The following is a 20543-nucleotide window of genomic DNA, read 5'->3' on the forward strand; positions in this document are numbered from 1 at the left end:
AAAACCCCTTAATACGAACTTCGGCATAGGGCATAAATTCCAGTTAAGCTGACGGCTTTCACGGGGCATGGGGAAGGCGATGGCGAAGCACCCGGACGAATCGCCCGACGACGATCTGACGCGGCTGAGGCGCTTATTTCTGTTCGATGCAGTGTGCGAGGCAGGCGGCATCGGCCAGGCTGCGACGCGCGCGGGCCGCACGCAGCCGGCCGTCAGCCTGGCAATCAGCAAGCTGGAGGCGAGTTTCGGCGGCGTGCTTTTCGAGCGGGGTTTTGGCGGCTGCGAATTGACTGCGCAAGGCGCGATACTGCAACGGCGCGTACGGCGCATGCTCGATCAGATGGAGCGCGCGGTCATGGGCCTGACGGGGCAAAATTCGTCGGCCATGAATGCGCGCAACGTCTGCCGCCATCTGACCGATACGCAAGTCCGTTGTCATATCGCGATCGCACGCGCCGGATCGGCGTCGGAAGCGGCACAGCAGCTTGGCATTTCGCAGCCCGCCGTGCATCGCGCGGCGCGGCAGATTGAGCAGACGGTCGGTGTGTCGTTATATCGGCGACGCGTGCATAGCGTGTCGGCCAATGCCGCTGGACTCGAATTCGCTCGCTGCCTGAGCCTCGCGCTCTATGAAATTGCGCAGGCGCGCGAGGAGATCGCATACGCCCGGGGACAATTGAGCGGCAAGGTGGCGATCGGCGTGTTGCCGCTGATGCCGCCGCGTCTCGTCGCACGTGTGATCCAGCGGTTGCGCGAGCGCTATCCGTCCGCGCACGTCACTGTCGATGAGGGCTCGCACGCGGCGCTGCTTCGTGATCTGCGGATGGGCACGATCGACATCATCGTCGGCGGGTTGCGTGAGCCACGTCTCACCGGAGCCGTTCGGGAGACCGAGCTGTTTGCCGACCCGTACGTGGTCGCGGTGCGTAAAGGGCATCGCCTCGCGCGTAAAAAGTCTATCGCGCCTCGAGACATCGCCAATTACGAGTGGGTCGTCCCGCAGCAGAATGTACCGCGCCGCTCGGTGATCGATTCGATCTTCGCGCGGTTGCCGATCAGGCCGCCGGTCGTCGTCGAGACGAGTTCTCTTGCGATGATGATGGCGATGCTGGTGGAAAGCGATTGCATCACACTGCTATCGCGTTCGCAGATTCGCGAGGCCTATCCGGGCAGCGAGATCGTTGCGCTCGAGTTGAAAACGCCGGAAGCCGATCGTGCGGTCGGCTACACGGTGCGGGCGGACTGGCTCGGCACAGCGGTGCAGTCGGGCTTCATCGAGTATCTGCGGCAGGAGTGCTCCGTCGATAAGGCGGAACACTGCGGGAAGCACTAATGCGTTACAACTTTGAGTCCACAGACCGGGCGGGCTCGCGGATGCGCAGCTAACCAGGCAAAGCAGACGTATGCATGTCCGCAATCAATCGTCGTACGCACTGCGACACCGCGAGAAATTTCCCGCAAGTACTGCGCGTCGGGCGCACGCTTGTGACTACCACAAGCGGCAAGCAGCATCCCATCTGAAACAGAGCGCGAGAAAAACCCCGCACGCTCCGGCGACGAAGATGCCAACCGGCAGCCCTCTAACCGGTATCCACCATCGCAAACGCGTAAGCAGCGCGAGCAGGAGAAGGAAACCGCGCAAGATATATCGCGGCTTCCGGCTGGAATTGGACAAAGCTCACTGGGACGAGTACTGCCGTGAAGAAAGCGGCCCAAAAAAGTCTGTCGTACAGGCCTGGCTCGGTGCAGCTAACCAGCCAATACGCAATGTCGCCAATCGCTAGCACCATTACAGCTTGCGCCATAACGATCAAAAATGCGGTGTTCCTTGAGACGCACTGGCGAGAATTTTCGACTTTTTGAGTTGGGGAGTTAGCCGGTTTTGTCAATGGATCACCCTGATATTTTGCCTGTCACACCAGAACCAGTATATTGCTCCAATCGTTCTGGCAGGCACTCTAAAGTAGCAGGCGGACCGCATTCTAGCTCCTTTGCTTCGTTCGACTCCTGGTCGACAAATGTCTCTCGCATAAGACAGTCAGCGGCCCAATACTGGCCGCTCGACATTAGCAGAAAGATAGCTGACAATTTCGAGTCATGTCATTGGGCCGTTCCACACTCGAATCCGGTTCCTCTCGTGATCTCACTTTCCGATCCTGTCGTTGCGTCCGTCGAATTGATCGACACGGGCGAACGGTTTGTCGATCCTGGTGACACCGGCGATCTGGTGCTAGTGGATCGCACGCGTAGCGTCGTCTCTAACCCGAGCAGACATTTCCTGAAGGTTCGCGTTGGCGTCGCTGAACGGCTAATGTTCGCAGCGCAGAGGCTTTCCATTCAAGGCCTGCGATTGTTAGTCAAGGAAGGATACCGGCCGCTATCGCTTCAGCGATCCTACTTCGACCGTCGCCTGTCCGCGCTCCGAATGCAATACCCGTCGGCGTCGGATGCTCTTTTGATCGAACTGACAAGTCGCTATGCCGCTCCGCCGGAGGTGGCCGCGCATCCGACGGGCGCCGCCGTCGACTTGACACTTGCGACCCAAGAGGGCGTCGAGTTGAATATGGGAAGCGTGTTGAACGCCACTGACGAAGAGTCATCGGGCGCATGTTACACAGCCTGTCAGTTCATTAGCCGGCAGGCGCAGGCTAACCGTCAGTTATTGGCGACGGCTATGATTGCCGCGGGTTTCGTCAACTATCCGTCGGAATGGTGGCACTGGTCCTACGGCGACCGATATTGGGCGGTAATTTCTGACGAGCCATGTGCCATCTATGGCCCAGTCGAAGAAGAGCGTCTGTGAGGAGCACGCGGATGATTCAAGGGTATCGCGACGAGCAAGCAACGAACGGATTTGCGCCCGTCTGGATGGATATCGCGTTCAAGGAACGAGGTGTCAAGCGCTACGGCGCGGGTCAATGCAACCCGAGGATTGCCGAGTATAACGAAACCACCCAATTGGCAGGCTACGACGACAAGATCGCATGGTGTTCGTCATTTCTCAACTGGTGCATGAAGCAATCGGGCATTGAAGGAACTCGGTCGGCCCTGGCCCGTTCCTGGCTAACTTGGGGAAACGAGCTCGCCGCACCGATCTACGGCTGCGTGGCAGTGTTGACTGCCGACGATGCCGTTGAATGGAAGGGGCATGTAGGGTTCTTTCTCAGATCAGACGCCCAGAACGTTTACCTGTTCGGAGGCAATCAGCTTGAAGAGGTGCGTGAGTTAGCTTATCCGCTCGACCGCGTGTTGGCATATCGCTGGCCGTAAGTGAAGGCCGCGTTCCGGGCGTCACCTGAATGGTGATCGGCAACGCCACTATGCGGAAGCGGTCTGCGCGAAGCGCACGATCAACGCGGCTGGAAAGCAATAATCGCCATGCCGATCAGTGAAAACGATACACCTGTCCAATCCCAGGCCGTCGGTCTCATCCCTTCTACAGCCCAAAGCCAGATGAGCGCGACACCGATATAAACGCCACCATAGGCGGCGTAAACGCGACCCGCAGCAGATGGATGCAACGTCAGCAGCCAGGCGAACATTGCGAGAGAAAAGGCGGCCGGAATTAGCAGAGTCGCGCTCTTTCCCTCTTTGAGCCACAGATACGGCAGATAGCAGCCAACGATTTCGGCCATTGCCGTAGCGATATAGAGAAGCAGTGTTTTCATGGGTCGATTGGAGAGGAAGGCGGGTGACGAACGACTGCGACACTCCGCAACGTAGACTCAGCGGTCCTCATCCGCGCCAAACCGTTCGACCACAAAATCGATGAAGCTTCGCAGCTTAAGCGACATCTGCCGCTCGCGCAGATAAAGCAGACTTAGCTGCCGCTCGGGCGCCGAATACTCAGGCAGTACTTTGCGCAACCGCTTCGCGCGCAGATCTTCGTCGATGAGAATTGCCGGCAGCATCGCGATACCGAGGCCACGCAAAACGGCCTTGCGCAACGCCTCGGCGTTGTCGATTTTCAGGCGGCCATCTACTGGCACGCTCGCGCGACCGTCCCGTCCATGCAAGATCCATTCGGCCTGTGCCGCGTGCCATTCCGAACGCGGCGGATACGCATACGTCAGGCACTGATGCGCCGAGAGTTCATCGGGCGTCGCGGGACTGCCATGCGCCTTCAGATAAGCCGGCGACGCGCACAGCACCAGCCTGTACGGCGTGAGAGGCCGTGCGACCAGCTCCGGGTTGGCCAGCGCACCGATACGGATCGCCGCTTCAAAGCCATCGTCCATAAGGTCGGACAGCGCGTCCGTGGCGACAATGTCGAGCTTCACCTCGGGATAACGCGCGCAATAATCCGCGATCGCCGGAATCAGGCATTCGTTGCTGAACACGATGGGTGCGGTGACGCGCAGGCGGCCGCGCGGCGTCGCAAGATGGTCGAGCGCGAGCTGCTCCGAATCGTCGATCAACCCGAGAATCTCGACGCAACGTTGGTAATACGCCTGCCCGAACGCGCTGACCTGCTGCTTGCGAGTCGTGCGATGGATGAGGCGCGTGCCGAGCCGCGTCTCCAGTGCCTGCAGGTGGTTGCCCACCATGGTCGGCGAGAGCTCGCACGCTACCGCGGCTGCCGTCAGACTGCCGGTTTCCACCACCCGCACGAATACGGTCATCGCTTTGAGAAGATCCATTCCCCCATAATAATTGGTTCTGTTGCCATTCGTCGTGCGTTTATCAATTTTTGCGAAGGTAATAGAGTGTGTCCACGCTCGACGCGCGGGCCAGTCCGGCTCGCTTCGCGCCATTCCATGCACGGACATCATGCGCACACCCATCCACTCATCCAACCGGTCTCCAAGACTCGCGCTGCTCGCGACCAGCCTTGGCTTCGTCATCATCTGTCTCGACGTCACGGTCGTGAACGTTGCGCTAGCGAGGATGCGCGACGGCCTGCAGATCGACTCGACGGCGCTCGAGTGGGTCGTCAACGCATATACCCTCGCGTTCGCGAGCTTGCTGCTCACGGCCGGTGCATTAGCGGATCGTCTGGGAGCGCGGCGCGTCTTCGTTGGCGGCTTCGCGGTTTTCACGTGTGCGTCGATCGGCTGCGCGCTATCGGATGGCGCGGGCATGCTCGTGGCGTCGCGTGCAGTGCAGGGCGTGGGCGCGGCGCTGTGCGTGCCGTCGTCCATGGCGCTGCTGGGCGCGGCGTTTCCGGACGCCGATGCTCGCGCCAAGGCCGTCAGCGCCTGGGCGGGCACGGCGGCGTTAGCGCTCGGTGCCGGGCCGCTGGTGGGCGGGTTGCTGGTCGACCGGTTCGGCTGGCCTTCCATCTTTCTGATCAACGTGCCGATTGGCGTGGCGGGCATCTGGCTGACGCTCGCTCATGCGCCCGAAACGCTGCGTCATGCAGCGCGTCGAATCGATCTGGCCGGGCAGACGCTCGCCGTTGTCACACTGGCCGCGCTGACGTGTGCGGTCGTCGAGAGTGGCCGGCTTGGATGGACGAGCACGATTGTGCTGTCGGGGCTCACGATATCGGTCGTCATGGCTGCGCTGTTCATCACCGTCGAGGCGCGATCTGCGCAACCGCTGTTGCCGCTCGCGCTGTTTCGCAGCGCCGCGGTGAGCGTGAGCGCGCTGACGGGGTTGTCGCTGAACTTCGGGTACTACGGCCTGATGTTCGCGATGAGTTTGTTTTTCCAGAGCGTGCGCCATGACACGCCGCTGGAAACCGGCCTCGCGTTCCTGCCGATGACTGCCGTAGTGACAGTCGCGAACCTTGTATCCGGCAGGCTCACCGCGCGCTTCGGCTATCGCCTGCCGATGCTCTATGGTCAAGCATTGGCGGCGCTCGGCTACCTTGCGCTCGTGTTCGTGCACGCGGACAGCAGCGCGCTGGCGATAGCGTTGCCGTTACTGGCTGTGGGCAGTGGAGTTGCGCTCGCGGTCCCATCGATCAACACGGCGGTGCTCACGCATGCCGGGCCGTCCCGCGTCGGGATCGCGTCGGGGGTGCTGAATAGCGCGCGTCAGATCGGCGGCGTGGTCGGAGTCGGAGTGTTCGGCTCGCTGGTCAGGCCCGAGTCCAACGATATCGTTGCAGGGCTGCATATCGCGGTGACTCTCGCGTTTGCGACGACGCTCTTAAGCCTCGTGGTGGCCAGGACGCGGCTTGAACAACGCCAGTCTGCCGTCACGGGATGCGCTGGTTGAAGCTGCGTCATGACAATGCGACCGCGAGATTCCCGACACTCGTTGAACGCACTTGCGGCCGACCGACCGTTAGCTCGAGCCATCGGCGACTATTACCGGCCCAGCATCAGGTCCAGGTTCTGAACCGCAGCGCCCGACGCGCCTTTGCCAAGATTGTCGAAAACCGCGGACAGCAGGACATGTCCGTGTTCCATGTTAGGAAATACGCTTAAGCGCATGTCGTTCGTACCGTTCAACGCTTGCGGATCCAGGTGCGTCAAGGCCCCCGATTCAAGCAGCGGCAAGACATCGACGTGCGCTGCGTCCGCATAGTGGCGTGCGAGGCATGCGTGCAACTTCGCGCCGTCCACATCAGGTCCGAGCAGCCGTAACTGGAGCGGCACGGTCAGCACAATGCCCTGGCGAAAAGCACCATACGCAGGGACGAAGATGGGCCGCTGCGCGAGTCCTGCGTGCGTCTGGATTTCCGGGGTGTGCTTGTGCGCGAGCGCCAGGCCGTACACCTGGAACGGAGGCGCGTCGACGGCATCTTGTCCCTCGTGTTGCTCCACGCCGGCACGACCGCGTCCGGAGTAGCCGGACACTGCATGAATGCTGATGGGGTAGCTGTCTGGTATGAGCCCAGCCTGCAACAGCGGACGCAGTAATCCGGTTGCCCCCGTCGGATAGCAGCCGGGATTGGTGACGCGACGGGCGCTCGCGATGCGCTCGTCCTGTCCCGGCGTCATTTCCGGGAAGCCGTATGTCCAGCCCGGCTGTGTCCGGTGCGCCGAGCTTGCGTCGATGACTCTCACGGCAGGATTAACGATGGCGTCCACTGCCTCGCGTGCGGCGGCATCGGGCAAACAGAGAATGGCGATGTCGCAGGCGTTGATGGCTTCCGCGCGACGGCGCGCATCCTTGCGGTCGGCGGCGGGGAGCGTGAACAGCGAGATGTCGGTCCGATCGCGCAGCCGTTCGTGGATCTGCAGTCCGGTAGTGCCTTGGTCGCCATCGATGAAAACAAGGGGAGCGCTCATACGCGGAATACTCCGAGTGGTGGCTAAGGGAAGAATGAGCCCTATGTTCCCTGAGCGGATAGAATAGGGAAAGTTGAATTTGATGACCATAAAGTTCAGTTTTCCTGAATCGGGACGCCGACATGCGAGAGATCAGCCTGGACCGCCTGCGCACTTTGATTGCGATAACCGAGCGTGGCTCATTTGCCGACGCAGCGCGCGCATTGAATCTCGCCCCTCCGACGGTCAGCCTCCATATCGCCGAACTGGAGGACCGCATCGGGGCGCCGCTCCTGTCACGCAAGCGCGGGCAGGTAAGGCCGTCGGCGATAGGAGAGGTGCTGGTGGAGCGCGCGCGTCGACTGCTGGCCGATGCGGAGCAGGCGTTGGACGATATTCAACGCCAGGTGCAGGGGCTCGAAGGGCGCGTGCGGCTCGGTGCGTCGACCGGTGTGATCGCGTACCTGTTGCCGCAAGCGCTGGAGGCGCTGCGCCAGCGCAATCCCGCGATCGATATTCAGCTTGCGGTGCTCACATCGCGTGAGACGCTGTCCCGATTGGCGGATGGAACGCTGGATGTCGGGCTGGTCGCACTGCCTCAGCCCCCCGTGGCCGGACTCGCGATAAAGGCCTGGCGGCGCGACCCCGTGATGGCCTTCGTGCCGGCGCATTGGCGCTGCCCCGCCCGTGTGACGCCTGCATGGCTTGCCGCACAGCCTCTCATTCTCAATGACGCGACCACGCGGCTCTCGCGCTTAACGGCGGAGTGGTTTGCGACCGCGGGGCATCATCCTGCGCCGCGCATTCAGCTCAACTTCAACGACGCAATCAAGAGTCTGGTCGCGGCAGGTTACGGCGCGGCGCTTTTGCCTCACGAGGCCACCACGCCATTACCCGACAGGCGCGTCGTCATGCGTCCGCTGCGCCCGGCGTTGTGGCGCCGACTCGGCATTGCACACCGTGCCGGGCACGTTGAGCGTGCCACTCAACACGTACTCGATGTCTTGTGGGATCTGCGATTAGCGTAGGCGGTTGTCAGTGCCGTTTCGGTTCGGCCTCGCCGGGACAGCACGCGACTATCCCGTCATCGGACCAAAGTCCGATACAACATTCGTATAGACCCATATAGGCTGGAAGCACATCTGCTTTCGCACTGTCGTCGCACGCAGTTTGCTCAACGTACAGGACCAGACCGCCGGCTCGCGCCAGTCATGCACGCTCCGGAAGGAATCCGCATGCGCGTCCATCTCGCTGCGCCCTCAGTTGCTTTGTCGATTGCTTTGTCACTCGCGGTGTCCGGCTGCAATACGCCGCCGATTACAGATAGTCAGCGGTTGCCGTCGGACCGCATCTGCATTGATGGTCTCTTACAGGCAGCAAGAGGACACAATCATGGCGGCCGCGAGTCCGATTGCCGGTGCAGTACTGCTGGGTCTGTGGCTCTCGCTGGCGAGCGTGCCTTCAATTTCGAATGCCGCCGATGGCGAAGCCCTGGCGAGCGTGAAGACTCGTGGCGTCCTGCGTTGCGGTGTTAGCGAAGGCGTCGCGGGTTTCTCCTCTCAGGACGCCGCCGGACAATGGTCGGGTATCGATGTCGACTTCTGCCGCGCGTTGGCAGCAGCGGCGCTTGGCGATAGCCGCAAGGTCGCGTTCGTGCCGTTGAAGGCGTCGGAGCGATTTCCCGCGCTCGAGACGCGGCGAATCGACGTACTCTCCCGCAACACCACCTGGACTTTGCTGCGCGAAGGCGCACTCAAGGCGCAGTTCGCAGGCGTGCTGTTCTACGACAACCAGGCTTTCATGGTTCCGGCCGCAAGCGCATCGCAATCGGCTGGCGCGTTGAAAGGGGCAACGGTGTGCGTACAGAAAGACACGTCTACCCTTAGCCATCTCATCGCGTATTCGGATGCAAGCGGGGCGGACATCAAGCCTCTCGTGGCGGGTTCCGCGGACGAGGCGAGGCGGGCATTCTTCGGCGGGCCGCTGCGCCGCCTACACAGCGGACGCATCGTACCTTGCCGCGCTGCTTCTGCACGCACCGGGCGGCTCGCAGGCTTTCGCGATCCTTCCCGAGCGGATCTCGAAAGAGCCGCTTGGGCCTGTCGTGCGCGGGGGCGATCAGGCATGGCTCACGCTCGTGCGTTGGGTGCTGCTGACGTTGATAGCCGCCGAAGAGATGGACGTGACGCGGGAGAACCTTGAGATTCGCCTGCGCAATCCATCGGTATCCAGGGCTCTCGTGCCGGACGACACGGTGACCCGCACAATCGGCGTTGAGCCAGGCTGGACCGTGCGAGCTCTCGAAAGCGTGGGCAATTACGGGCAGATGTTCGATCGCAACGTCGGCGCGCACAGTCCTCTCGGTCTCGCGCGCGGAACGAACGACTTATGGACCCGTGGCGGCCTGATGTACGCGCCGCCCATTCGTTGAATCGCGCGAGGGCTGGCATGAGCGCAATGCAGGTCTATATCGTGGTGGGCGTGTTCGCGGCAGTGATACTCGCAATCGCGTTCAATGTGATCGACATGGCCGTGGCGGCGCTCGTCGGCATGTGCGTGCTGATCGTGCTGAACATTCTCGACGAGCAGGATCTTCTCGCTGCGGTGCGAATCGCCGCCGGGCCGATCAGTCTTCTGTTCGGCGGCATGGTCGTCGCGCGCATCCTCTCGACCACCGGAGTGTTCGATCTGATCGGCGATGTGTATCTGCGGGCGACCGGCGGCAGCGGCAGGCGTTTTCTCCTGCTTCTCATCGTTGTCGTCGCGCCCTTGTGCGCGTTGCTGCCGAATGCCACGACGGTGATCCTGCTCGCACCCATCATCATTCGCGTGGCGGTGGCACTCGAAGTGGATATCGTGCTGCCGATGATCCTCACGGCGATCGTCAGCAATGCCGCCGGACTGCTGACGCTGGTCGGCGATCCGGCGACGTTTCTGGTCGGCAGCTCGATCGGCATGACGTTCGGCAACTATTTGAAGCACGTGAGTCTTGGCGGCCTGCTGGCGCTCGCCGTCGTGGTGCCGTTGTTGCCGTTCCTGATGCCCGACATCTGGCGAGTGCGGCGGACCTTGCCGCCTGCGGAACAGCGCGCGCGCATCGCGAGGCCCGCATACGCCGGTCTGTCGCTCGCGGTGCTGGCCGCAATGATGGTGCTGTTCGTGTTCGGCGAAGCGCTGCCGACGCGCCTCGTCCCACCCATGGTCGCGCTGATTGCCAGTGCGCTGGCGCTACTCGTCGGTTACGCGGCGAAAGTCGAACCGACCGACAACGTGCTGCGCGATGTCGACTGGAAAACGCTGCTGTTCCTCGCCTGCATTTTCTGTCTGGTTCAGGCGATGGCGAAGACGGGGCTTCTTCAGGTCATGTCGGTCAAGCTGTACGAGTTGTTCGGCACGCGCCTTACGCTCGTCGCGCTCGCGATGATCGCGGGCATCGGGCTGCTTTCGTCACTGCTTGCCAACGTGCCCGTAGCGGCGGCGTCTATCGTGATGGTGAAGGGCTACCTGGTGGCGGCGGAATTCGTGCCCGAAGTCGCGCTCTCGGATCAGTTCACGCAGTGGCCTGCGCCTACGATTGCAGTGTTCGTCGGCATGATGTTCGGTGCGACGCTCGGTGGCAACGCGACACTTGTCGGAGCCGCGGCCAACATAGTGGCAGCGGGAATCTGCGCACGCGAAGGCAAGCCCATTACGTTTGTCCGCTTTCTGCGCTACGGGCTGCCTGTCACCGTTGCGCAACTGGCGGCGTCGGCGGTCTATGTGTTCGCACTCGCGCATTTCATGCGGTGACGCGCACACGCACCGCCGCGTGCCAGGAAGACGAATGCGCAGCCAGGCAGCCCGATCATGGGACCAAAGTCCAATACAACTTTCGTCTGGACGTGTATAGGCTGGAAGCTCGCCGGCTTTAATCGGCAGATTCAACGATGCGAGCATAACGTCTGGAGTCCGTCATGAAACACCTGATCGCGGTCGCGGCGGCCGCTTCTCTTGCACTGGCATCCGTTCCTGGTGTCTGGGCGCAAGGCGCTTCTGGAACAACTGCACAGTCAGCGGCTGACCATCCCGATGAAATCGTGAAAATGCACCAGCAGGTCGCTGCGGCGAATCGCGAGTACGACAGGGAAGTCGCGGCTGCCAAAAAGGTCTTTGACCATAAGAAAAGCGACGCCAAAAAGAAACGCGACGTGGCTGTAGCCGCTGCGCGTCAGGGCGTGGACCAGTAGTAGCGGCAGTGAAGAGCGACGGCCCGACGCTGCGTTACAGCGTCGCGTATTGCCTCCGCTGTGGCAGCGAGCGACGCTTGCGCCTGTTCCGCTGGACGATGCCGCTTTCGGCCAATCCCGTGCTGCGATCCTGAACCTGACGCTTCTTCTCGCGCACGCGTGCATTGCGCTATTCCTGCGCGGAGATAACCCGATGCTGCCCACACCGACCGTTCACAGAACGCTATCCCGGGAAATGCTCGACGTATTGATTCGCGCCGGGCTGATCACTGTTCTTGCCGTATTTTGCTTCCGGATCGTCGTTCCGTTCCTCGACCTGATGGTCTGGGGGCTGATCCTTGCGATCACGCTTTATCCGTTGCACATCCGGTTGCGCAGGAGCTTGCGCAACCGGGACGGTCTCGTTGCCACGCTGATCGTCCTCGTCGCGTTCGGCGTCATTCTGGTGCCGAGCTATCTGCTGGGCGTCGCGGTCGCCGATTCGATCGAGCATGTGATGGCGGTGGTGAAAAGCGGCAGCTTCCACATTCCGCCGCCGGCAGAATCGGTTGCAGGCTGGCCGCTGGTCGGCCAGCACGTGCACGACTTCTGGCAGCAGGCCTCGACAGACCTGACGGGCCTCGCGCAGCGGTTCGCGCCGCAACTCAAAGAAGCCGGCCGTGCGTTGCTCGGCACCGTCACAGGCTTAGGCGCGGGACTGCTCATTTTCTTCGTCGCGCTGATCGTCGCGGGAATTCTCATGGCGTATGGCGAAAGGGGCCACCGCAGCGCGCAGCAGATTGCGTCGCGCATCTCCGGCCCTGAGCGGGGCGCGCAGATCACCGATCTCTGTACGGCGACGATTCGCGCGGTCGCTCAAGGCGTGGTGGGCATCGCGTTCATCCAGATGTTGCTGATCGGCGGCGGGTTCGTGGTGATGGGTATTCCGGCCGCGGGCTTGCTGGCGCTCGGCGTACTGCTTATCGGCATCATGCAATTGCCGGCCACGCTGATTACGCTTCCGGTGATCGCGTTCGTGATGCTCACGGAAGGCGTCAGCACGGCGACGATCGCCTTCTCCGCGTATGTGTTCGTCGCGGGCCTGGCCGATAACGTGCTCAAGCCGTTGCTGCTGGGCCGAGGCGTCGCGGTGCCGATGCCCGTGGTGCTGATCGGCGCGCTGGGCGGCATGGTGACAGGCGGCGTCATTGGGCTGTTCATCGGCCCCGTCATGCTTGCTGTCGGTTACGAGTTGTTCTGGCGATGGGTAAAAGACCAGCCGCAGGCCGAGCGGATCGACGAGAACGAGCCCGCGCGCCTCGCGCAGACAGAGGGAGCCGAAGTACCGAAGCATTCGTGACGCTGCCACACGGCGCCGGCTCGCGTCCACGTCGCGATAAGCACTTCAGCATTTCACTGTAGAGGACGTTTCCACGCTGTGCGTGTGCAGCCTGGGCGGGGTCGCGTTTCCGCCGTGTTCCGCGAGGAATCTGCAGGCGCGAATGATATCGCCGCCGAGCAGCAAAGCGGAGTTGCGGTTGATGTGAGGCCGCACCACGATCCGAAGGCTCTTCACCTCTTCGGCATCGGGCGGCATTGAATAGGCGGACAGCACCCAGCCTTTTTCGCGAACCTTGTTCGAAACGTCGAATTCGTTGAAGTTCGTGATTCGTTTGTCCAACGTCACGGCGACAACGGGGATGCGTTGCGTCTCGTTCATGATCGTGAAATAGCCGCTCTTCACGATCATTTCTCGCAGCGCGATGGCGTTGTTCAAGGTGTGCTTCATGATTCGTCTATAGCCGTCGAACCCCAAACGCAAGAACATGTAGTACTGAACCGCGACCTGGAAAGCGTTGCGGCTGAAGTTCAACGTGGCGGTCGGCATTTCGCCGCCCAGGTAGTTGACGTAGAAGACGAGGTCTTCGTTGAATATTTTGCGTTCCCGAAAAACCACCCAGCCGAGTCCGGGCGGCGCCAGTCCGTATTTGTGACCGGACGCGTTGATCGATTGCACGCGTGGCAACCTGAAGTCCCATTCGTAGTCGGGATAAAGGAACGGGTTAACGAATCCGCCCGACGCGCCGTCGATATGCATCGGAACCGAAATGCCGGTCTTCTGCTCATAGGCGTCGAGCCAGTCATGAATGCCCTTGATGTCGTCGTCTTCGCCAGTGAAAGTCTGGCCGGCAATGGCGACTACGGCGATCGTGTTTTCGTCGACATACTTGTCCAGTTGCTCCGCGGTTAGCCGATAGTTGCCCGGTCTGAGCGGAACGATGCGGGGCTCGACGTCGAAATAGCGCAGGAATTTTTTCCACACAATCTGCACATTGCCGCCCGTCACCATATTAGGCCGGGTCGCATCCTTGCCTTCACGCTCGCGCTTCTGGCGCCAGTTCCACTTGTGTGCGAGCCCGGCGAGCATGCAGGCTTCCGACGATCCAATGGTAGCCGTGCCGTACGGCTCGACTCCTGCCGGGCCATTCCATAGTTGATGCAGCCACTTCACCATGCGCGTTTCGGTTGCGAAAACCTGCGGGTACATGTCGTGGTCGATGTAGTTCTTGAAGATGTTGCGTTTTGCAACTTCTGCCGCTTCGGGCTCGGCCCATGTCGTCACGAACGACGACATGTTCAGCATCGGATTCGCGTCGGTCCATTCGTCGCTGATCACGAGCGCTGCTGCCGCTTTCGCCGACATACCCTGTTGCGGGAATGCGTTTTCAGGCACCTCCAGGTTGAATTCGTCATACGGGGTCATCTTCTCGGGGGGGCGTAGTCATATGCGTCTCCTCAACAGGAATAGCGGACGCGGGTCGGCTGCTTGCGGACCCGCGCGCAGACATTGCGGTGCGGCTCGAGACGGATCTATAAGGTTTTATTCCGGTCGAGCGTGTTGCCTGTTTCACTGTTGTATCGGTCGACATGCTCGGAAAGCATGTGCCGTACGGCCTTGCCGATCTGTCTGTAGTCCGACTCGTTGAGATTGGCGAGTGAAACGCGACCCGATGGATGCATCGTCCCAAAGCCGCGCCCCGGCAGCAGCACGACACGAGCTTCACGCGCGAGACGGAACAGCAGCTCAGTGGGCGCGGTATTCTTGAGCAGCCATTCGACGAACTCGCGACCGTACGCCCGCTCGGCGAGATACTCGAGGTCGAGAACCGCGTAGTAATCGACCTGATTGGGATCGCTATCCTCGAATGAAATGCCGATCTCGTCGTAGAGTGCTTTCTTGCGGTTGCGGATGAGCCGCTTCAATGCGTTCTTGTACGCGTCGGGCGTATCCATTAACGAAAACAGCGAGAAGAGCACCATCTGAACCTGCTGCGGCGTCGACAACCCGGCCGTATGGTTGAGTGCCACAGTACGGCTATCGGCCACCAGGCGGTCAATAAACTTGAGCTGGTCGGGCTCGGTCGTGATCGACTCGTATCGGTGATGCATCACTTTTTTGACGTCCTGCGGTAATTCGGCGAGCAGACGGTCCAGCACATTGTCTCGATGCGTCGCGATCGCGCCAAGCCGCCAGCCCGTCGCGCCGAAGTACTTCGAGTACGAATAGACGAGAATCGTGTTGTGAGGCGCGAGGGCAAAGAGCGACACGAAGTCATCGGCGAATGTGCCGTACACGTCGTCAGTCAGCAGAATCAGGTCGGGGCGTTCTTTCACGATGTCGGCGATATACCGGAGACTGTCGTCGCTGACCTTGACAGACGACGGGTTGCTCGGATTGACGAGAAAGAATGCCTTCACCGTTGGGTCGCGTAGTTTGTCGAGTTCCTCATTCGAGTACTGCCAGTTGTTCTCTACCGTGGCGTTCAGATTGACTACGTCGAGCTCATAGTCGTTTAGCCGTGGAATTTCGATGTAAGGCGTAAAAATCGGCATGCCGAGTGCAATCCTGTCGCCCGGTTTGATGAGCCGGTTCTCGCGCATCGTGTTGAAGATATAGGTCATTGCCGCCGTCCCGCCTTCAACCGCGAAGAGGTCGAATTCGCCGACGAACGGATGCTTGCCGATCATCTCGCGTCGCAGATACTGTCCGACGATGATTTCCGACAGCTTCAGCATCCTGTCGGGCACCGGATAGTTCGACGCGAGAATGCCCTCGCACATCTCATACAGAAAATCGTTGGCGGAAAGCCCGAGCTGGTCGCGCACATAGGAAACGGCACCCGCCAGGAAGTCGATGCCCGGCGTGCCCTTGTTCTCACGCACGAACAGCTCGAAGCGTTCGGAGAGCCCATCTCGCTTCGGAAATCCGCCGACGCCCTCGGGCATGTACGCGAATGAACGTTCCGACTCGCGCATCGCAAAGAGACCGAGTTGCCAGAAACCGTGGCGCGGAATTGTCGCGAGAAAGTTCGGGTTGCCGCGGCCCGCGTTGAGCATGGCCAGATTCGCTGGGCGTTCTACCGCGCTGCCGCCAGCGGCTTTGATGAGTTCATCTTTCAGCTCGAAGGGGCTGAGTGCGGCCAGTTTCGAAGTATCGCCTGCCGCCGATTTGCGGGACTTCTCCATCACTTACCTCCAGATCGAGTATTGCGTATTCAGGTAGCCACGCACGCATTGCGCTGTCATGAAAGGACTATCACGATCACCATCCCCCAGATCGTGAGGAGTGTGTTGCCGACCGCGTAGGTGACGGTGTATCCCAGACCGGGCACCTGGCTTTTCGCCGCATCGCAGACCATGCCGAGCGCTGCCGTCGTGGTTCGGGCACCCGCACAGATGCCGAACAGCAGCGCGGGATGGAATTTGAATATGTATTTGGCGATGAACATGCCGAGGATCAGCGGGACCGATGTTGCGACGATGCCCCAAAGAAACAGACTGACGCCGAGTTGCTGCAATCCGGCGACGAAACCGGGACCGGCGGTGATGCCCACCACCGCGATAAACACGTTCAACCCCACCGAGTTCATGAACCAGATCGTCGGTTCGGGAATGCGGCCGAACGTCGGATGTATCGCACGGAACCAGCCGAATGCGATGCCGGCGATGAGCGCGCCGCCCGCCGTCGACAACGTAATTGGAATCGCGCCGACACGGATCACCACTGCACCGACCAGGGCGCCCACCGCAATGGCGAGCGAGACGAAAGCCATATCGGCTACGCTTGTCGACCGGTCAAGCACGCCGATGGCCTCGGCTGCAGCGGTTGTATCCTGCGTGCGTCCGACGACGGTGATCACATCGCCGCGGTGCAACCTGGTGTTGGGCAGTATCGGAATGGGCGTCTCAGTCGGCCCGCGCTTGATCTTCCGTAAAAACACTCCTCTTGCAGCGGGGAGTGTGCTCAGTTCCTGCAGCGTCTTGTTGTCGATTGCCTTGCTGGTCACGTAGATGTCGACGCCTTCGACAGGAACCGCGAGAAGATCGGGATCATCGATCTCCAGTGCCGCGGGCCCGATGGCGTTGACAAGTTGTTCACGGCGTCCCGCCACCGCGACGATGTCGTCGGGTTGTAAAACCAGATCGAGTGTGGCGTCCCGTATCTGGCCGTCGCGTCTGATGCGTTCAATAAAAAGCCTGCTGTTTACCGCAGCCATTGTTTCGGCCTGTGCAACTGTCAACCCTGCGGCAGGCCCGTTGCTTTGAACACGATATGCGCGGAATTCGAATTTATGCCATGCCTGACCAGCGCCGCCCAGTTCGCGCGTGGCGCCAAGGCTTGCTTCATACTCTTTGCAGGCGGCCACGAGGTCGATGCGCAATAGCCGGGGGCCGAGCGTGGCGAGTATCAGTGCAGAGCCGATCGTGCCGAATATATAGGTGACGGCATAGGCGGTCGGCATGGCATTGAGAAGCGCCTTGCTCTCGTCCGCCGGCAAGCCGAGGCGATTGATGGCGTCGGTGGCAAGGCCCATCGACGCCGAGATTGTTTGCGAGCCGGCCAACAGCCCGGCAGCCGAGCCGATGCTGTAACCCGCGACTTTTGCCGCGACCACAGGCGCCGCCAGACATAGCAGGCACTGAACCACGGAGAAAAGCGCTTGCGGAATGCCGTCCTTCGCGATGCCCCGTACGAATTGCGGACCCACGCCGTATCCCACTGCGAACAGGAACATCAGGAAGAAAACTGACTTCACATTCGGCGAAACAGTAATGCCTAGCTGGCCTATCGCTATGGCGGCGAGAAGTGTTGCCGTCACCGCGCCGAGACTAAATCCCTTGAAGCTTTTTCCGCCGACCCAATAGCCAATTCCAAGAGACAGGAAAATTGCAATTTCCGGGTAACTGCGTAGTGTTTCCGAGAGCCATGACATACGCACTCCTGATGGAAAGTACTCCGTCCAAAGGAAGCAGTTGGTCCGATACAGTTTCTCTGCGACGCCTTGTTTTCGCGACCCTATCAAGATTACATTTCCGACATTTCGCGATGTATCGGACCTTGGTCCTATTTGGTGCAGTTTCGTCGGCTTTGCCGTTTTTTGCGAGACTCCAAGTCAGCGCAAGAGCACTACTTCTTGACGGCCGGTTCGACAGAGATGGCAAGCGCTTCGGTATACACGGCCTCCACCTGATCGCCCTTTTTAATGTTCGCGATCTGTTCCGGATCTTCGACAACCAGGTCTACTATGTTGCCCTTCGGACCCTTCAGCGTGACGGTTTTGGTTTTGGGGTGAACTGCGATTACGTCGGCGACGATTGTGACTTGTCGCCCTAATGTGCCGCCGGGTTTTTGGCCTTTGGCCGCGCGCTCCATTGAAGGCTGTTCCGAAATCGACGCAGGCTCAGTGCCGTTTTTCTTGAGACTGAGACTTAGCGATTCGCGGTAGACCGTTGTCACCACGTCGCCTACCTTCAACTGGTCGAAGTTGCGCGCCTCGGGGCCGACTTCGACTTCGACCATTTTTCCTTGCTGCGTCTTTAACGTGACAGTTCGGGTCGCAGCATCGATGGAGTCCACGGTCGCCGTCATCCGGCTGGTGCCTTTAATGCTGGCGTGGCCGGGAGCTTTCATCGTCTCCACATTTTCCGTCTGTGCCCACGCTGTCGGGGCGATGGCGATCATCGTGGCGATGAGTAGCGCTGTTCTGTGCTTCATTGAATTCTCCATTGGGTGAGGACACTCTTTCGTTGACAGTCCGGACATGCCGGGAATCCGCCATGCCTTGGACCACCAGGTGCAAAGCAGGGCAAGCAAGGCATTGGCATGCCGGATCGTTGGACGCCTTCTTCTGTCTGTTTGCAGTTCCTCCCTGTGGCTGTCAGTTGGGCGGCGCGGTAACGCCGGCGCTGGCAACGCCACGCCACTCGTCGATGACATCGGCCACCGACACGCGCCGTCCGATATAACCCACCTGTTGTTCCACTCCCTCGGCGCGCAGGATATCGCGCGTGCTTGCATGAGCACTGACGAGCCGCAGGCGTATGCCGGCCGCTGCCAGTTCGGCGTGCAACGCCGACAGCATGCGCGCGCCCGCAAGATCGACGAACGGCGAAGCGGAGAGATCGCATATCACGAGCGAGTGTGTCTGCGCGGAAGCGCGAATATGTGCCCACACCGTGGCGCGAACATAGTCGGCGTTGAAGTAGAGCAACGATGCTTCGACCCGGAACATCAATGCGCCAGGTACTGGCTGATTGTCGGGATTGCGCTCGATGTCCGAATAGCGGCGCGTGCCGGGAATGCGGCCCAGAACCGCGACGTGCGGACAGGCAGCGCGTCTGATGAGCAGCAACATGGAGACGAGCACGGCGAAAATGACGCCTTTCAGAATCCCAAGCAACAGCACCGCGGCAAAAGCCACCATCGCAACGAGAAATTCATAGCGGCTGACGCGCCATACGTGGCGCAGTTCGTCGACGTCGATGAGACCTTTAACCGCGATGAGCACGATCGCCGCGAGAACCACGTTAGGCAGATTGGCGAGGAGTCCTGTCAGGAACATCAGGCAAAGCCCGATCGTCACGGAAGCGAACACGAGCGAGAGGGGCGTCCTTGCGCCGGCTTTGTCGTTCACCGACGATTGGGAGAGTCCGCCGGCCACAGGGAAACCCTGAAAAAAGCCAGCCGCCAGATTCGCAGCGCCGAGGCCCAGCAATTCCTGACGCGGATCGATCTCATAGCCTCGCGTGTGCGCGATGGCGCGCGCGGCGGAGACGCTTTCTACATAAGCGAGCAGCAGACAGGCGAAGGCGAGCGGAATCACTCCGTCCACGTCGCGCAAGCGTAGGCCCGGCGCATGAAACGCGGGCAAGCCCTGTGGGATCGCACCGACGACCTTGACGCCCATCGATGCGAGCGGTGTGACCGACATCAGGATGATGGAGGCCACGACTAGCAGCAGCGCGACAGGGCGCCCCGGCAGATGCCGTTCTCCGAGCAGCAGCAGGACGATGACGGCTAGCCCGAACGCGAGCACCGTGAAATTCGTATCGGGCAGTTGCCGGGCGAGCACGACGATGCGCTCGAAGAACTGTTCGCCTCCACCCTGGACACCGAACAGCTTGGGCAACTGCGTGAGCGCGATCGTGAGCGCCGCGCCGGCCTTGAAGCCAAGCAGAATCGTTTCGCTGATGAAGTTGACGAGGGAGCTGAGCCGAAGTATCCATGCGACGACGCACATCGCTCCCAGCAGTATTGCCGTCAGCGCCGCGATGGACGCGAAGCGCTCAGGGTCTCCACCTGCGAGGCCCGCGACCGTCACGCCGACGAGCATTGAAATGGCCGATGTCGGTCCGACCGCAAGCTGCCGCGAGGATCCGAAGATGGCGTAGCAGAGGCCGCCGAGCAGATAACAGTAGATGCCGTATTGGGGCGGCAACCCGGCAAGCGTTGCATACGCGAGCGACACGGGAATGCCGTAGGCCGCAAGCGTCACGCCCGCAATCGCGTCGTGCCTCAGCCACTCGGCCCGATAGGCAGGAAGCCACTGCGCGACGGGAAATACCGCACGCCAGCCGGCGACACGCTCCGGGTTCAACATGGATGGCTGTGGGCGAGGCGGGTCGCTCATCGCGAGGTCTCCTTTCGCGGAGCCGGTTCGAGCTCGTAGCGGGGCGCGAACAGAGCCGTCCGGGCGTCACCCATTCACGGCGACGATCATGTACCGATTGTTCAGCATAGTGCGGGGGAGAACCGGTGCACATCGGACTTTGGTCCTGGTGCAGATTGCGGCTGTCCGATGGCATCGTCGAACGGATACGACCATGGTCCGAT

Annotated in this window: 18 protein-coding genes; 10 read left to right on the forward strand and 8 right to left on the reverse strand. The window is 61.0% G+C overall.

All coding sequences use genetic code 11. The features are described 5' to 3' along the window. Positions 1-79: 79 nt before the first annotated feature. From ABIE53_RS28040 to ABIE53_RS28050, 3 genes are all read left to right on the forward strand, one after another. Positions 80-1333: a LysR family transcriptional regulator gene (locus ABIE53_RS28040; protein ID WP_192699086.1), complete on the forward strand. Its 1254-nt coding sequence runs from the start codon at positions 80-82 to the stop codon at positions 1331-1333. 804 nt (positions 1334-2137) lie between these two features. Further along, complete coding sequence (locus ABIE53_RS28045; protein ID WP_310074990.1) at positions 2138-2803, forward strand: M15 family metallopeptidase; 666 nt, start codon at positions 2138-2140, stop codon at positions 2801-2803. Between the two features lie 11 nt (positions 2804-2814). Next, positions 2815-3270: a TIGR02594 family protein gene (locus ABIE53_RS28050; protein WP_006046753.1), complete on the forward strand. Its 456-nt coding sequence runs from the start codon at positions 2815-2817 to the stop codon at positions 3268-3270. A gap of 80 nt (positions 3271-3350) precedes the next feature. Here the strand turns inward: ABIE53_RS28050 and ABIE53_RS28055 are convergent, their stop codons facing one another. Continuing rightward, entirely contained in the window at positions 3351-3668 is a 318-nt protein-coding gene (locus tag ABIE53_RS28055) for a YnfA family protein (protein ID WP_029965799.1), read from the reverse strand. A 57-nt stretch (positions 3669-3725) separates the two neighbouring features. Then, a complete protein-coding gene (locus ABIE53_RS28060; RefSeq protein WP_192699084.1) occupies positions 3726-4640 on the reverse strand; it encodes a LysR family transcriptional regulator in 915 nt (304 codons plus the stop codon). Between the two features lie 130 nt (positions 4641-4770). On the opposite strand from ABIE53_RS28060, the gene ABIE53_RS28065 reads away from it, so the two are divergent. Further along, the gene (locus ABIE53_RS28065) at positions 4771-6165 is read left to right on the forward strand and encodes an MFS transporter (RefSeq protein ID WP_192699083.1); all 1395 of its coding nucleotides are present in this window, start codon (positions 4771-4773) and stop codon (positions 6163-6165) included. A 92-nt stretch (positions 6166-6257) separates the two neighbouring features. Here the strand turns inward: ABIE53_RS28065 and argC are convergent, their stop codons facing one another. After that, positions 6258-7184 carry an N-acetyl-gamma-glutamyl-phosphate reductase gene (gene argC, locus ABIE53_RS28070; RefSeq protein WP_192699082.1) on the reverse strand — a complete coding sequence of 309 codons (927 nt, stop codon included), beginning with the start codon at positions 7182-7184 and terminating at the stop codon, positions 6258-6260. Positions 7185-7306: 122 nt separating this feature from the next. Between argC and ABIE53_RS28075 the strand changes: the two genes are divergently transcribed. The 6 genes from ABIE53_RS28075 to ABIE53_RS28100 all read left to right on the forward strand — a co-directional run bounded on the left by ABIE53_RS28075 (position 7307) and on the right by ABIE53_RS28100 (position 12728). Beyond that, on the forward strand, positions 7307-8191 hold the full coding sequence (locus ABIE53_RS28075) for a LysR family transcriptional regulator (protein ID WP_029965792.1): 885 nt from the start codon (positions 7307-7309) through the stop codon (positions 8189-8191). Positions 8192-8555: 364 nt separating this feature from the next. Further along, positions 8556-9365 (forward strand): transporter substrate-binding domain-containing protein, encoded by an 810-nt coding sequence (locus ABIE53_RS28080; RefSeq protein ID WP_376916449.1) that lies wholly within the window; start codon positions 8556-8558, stop codon positions 9363-9365. Positions 9366-9417: 52 nt separating this feature from the next. Next, complete coding sequence (locus tag ABIE53_RS28085) at positions 9418-9594, forward strand: hypothetical protein (RefSeq protein ID WP_376916451.1); 177 nt, start codon at positions 9418-9420, stop codon at positions 9592-9594. A gap of 17 nt (positions 9595-9611) precedes the next feature. Next, the gene (locus tag ABIE53_RS28090) at positions 9612-10952 is read left to right on the forward strand and encodes an ArsB/NhaD family transporter (RefSeq protein ID WP_192699080.1); all 1341 of its coding nucleotides are present in this window, start codon (positions 9612-9614) and stop codon (positions 10950-10952) included. Positions 10953-11116: 164 nt separating this feature from the next. Beyond that, complete coding sequence (locus tag ABIE53_RS28095) at positions 11117-11389, forward strand: hypothetical protein (protein ID WP_192699079.1); 273 nt, start codon at positions 11117-11119, stop codon at positions 11387-11389. Between the two features lie 193 nt (positions 11390-11582). Next, positions 11583-12728, forward strand: coding sequence for an AI-2E family transporter (locus tag ABIE53_RS28100; RefSeq protein ID WP_192699078.1), 1146 nt, complete (start codon positions 11583-11585; stop codon positions 12726-12728). Positions 12729-12773: 45 nt separating this feature from the next. Here ABIE53_RS28100 and gad read toward each other — a convergent pair whose 3' ends face one another. The 5 genes from gad to ABIE53_RS28125 all read right to left on the reverse strand — a co-directional run bounded on the left by gad (position 12774) and on the right by ABIE53_RS28125 (position 20340). After that, on the reverse strand, positions 12774-14132 hold the full coding sequence (gene gad, locus ABIE53_RS28105) for a glutamate decarboxylase (RefSeq protein ID WP_376916454.1): 1359 nt from the start codon (positions 14130-14132) through the stop codon (positions 12774-12776). Positions 14133-14239: 107 nt separating this feature from the next. Next, positions 14240-15895 (reverse strand): bifunctional aspartate transaminase/aspartate 4-decarboxylase, encoded by a 1656-nt coding sequence (locus tag ABIE53_RS28110; RefSeq protein ID WP_029965785.1) that lies wholly within the window; start codon positions 15893-15895, stop codon positions 14240-14242. Between the two features lie 56 nt (positions 15896-15951). Beyond that, on the reverse strand, positions 15952-17643 hold the full coding sequence (aspT, locus tag ABIE53_RS28115) for an aspartate-alanine antiporter (protein WP_192699077.1): 1692 nt from the start codon (positions 17641-17643) through the stop codon (positions 15952-15954). Positions 17644-17837: 194 nt separating this feature from the next. Beyond that, positions 17838-18425: a hypothetical protein gene (locus ABIE53_RS28120; protein WP_006046767.1), complete on the reverse strand. Its 588-nt coding sequence runs from the start codon at positions 18423-18425 to the stop codon at positions 17838-17840. Positions 18426-18588: 163 nt separating this feature from the next. Continuing rightward, a complete protein-coding gene (locus ABIE53_RS28125) occupies positions 18589-20340 on the reverse strand; it encodes a SulP family inorganic anion transporter (RefSeq protein ID WP_192699076.1) in 1752 nt (583 codons plus the stop codon). Positions 20341-20543 lie beyond the last annotated feature (203 nt).

It is taken from the genome of Paraburkholderia sp. OAS925, assembly GCF_040543975.1.
GTDB classification, from domain to species: Bacteria; Pseudomonadota; Gammaproteobacteria; order Burkholderiales; family Burkholderiaceae; genus Paraburkholderia; species Paraburkholderia graminis.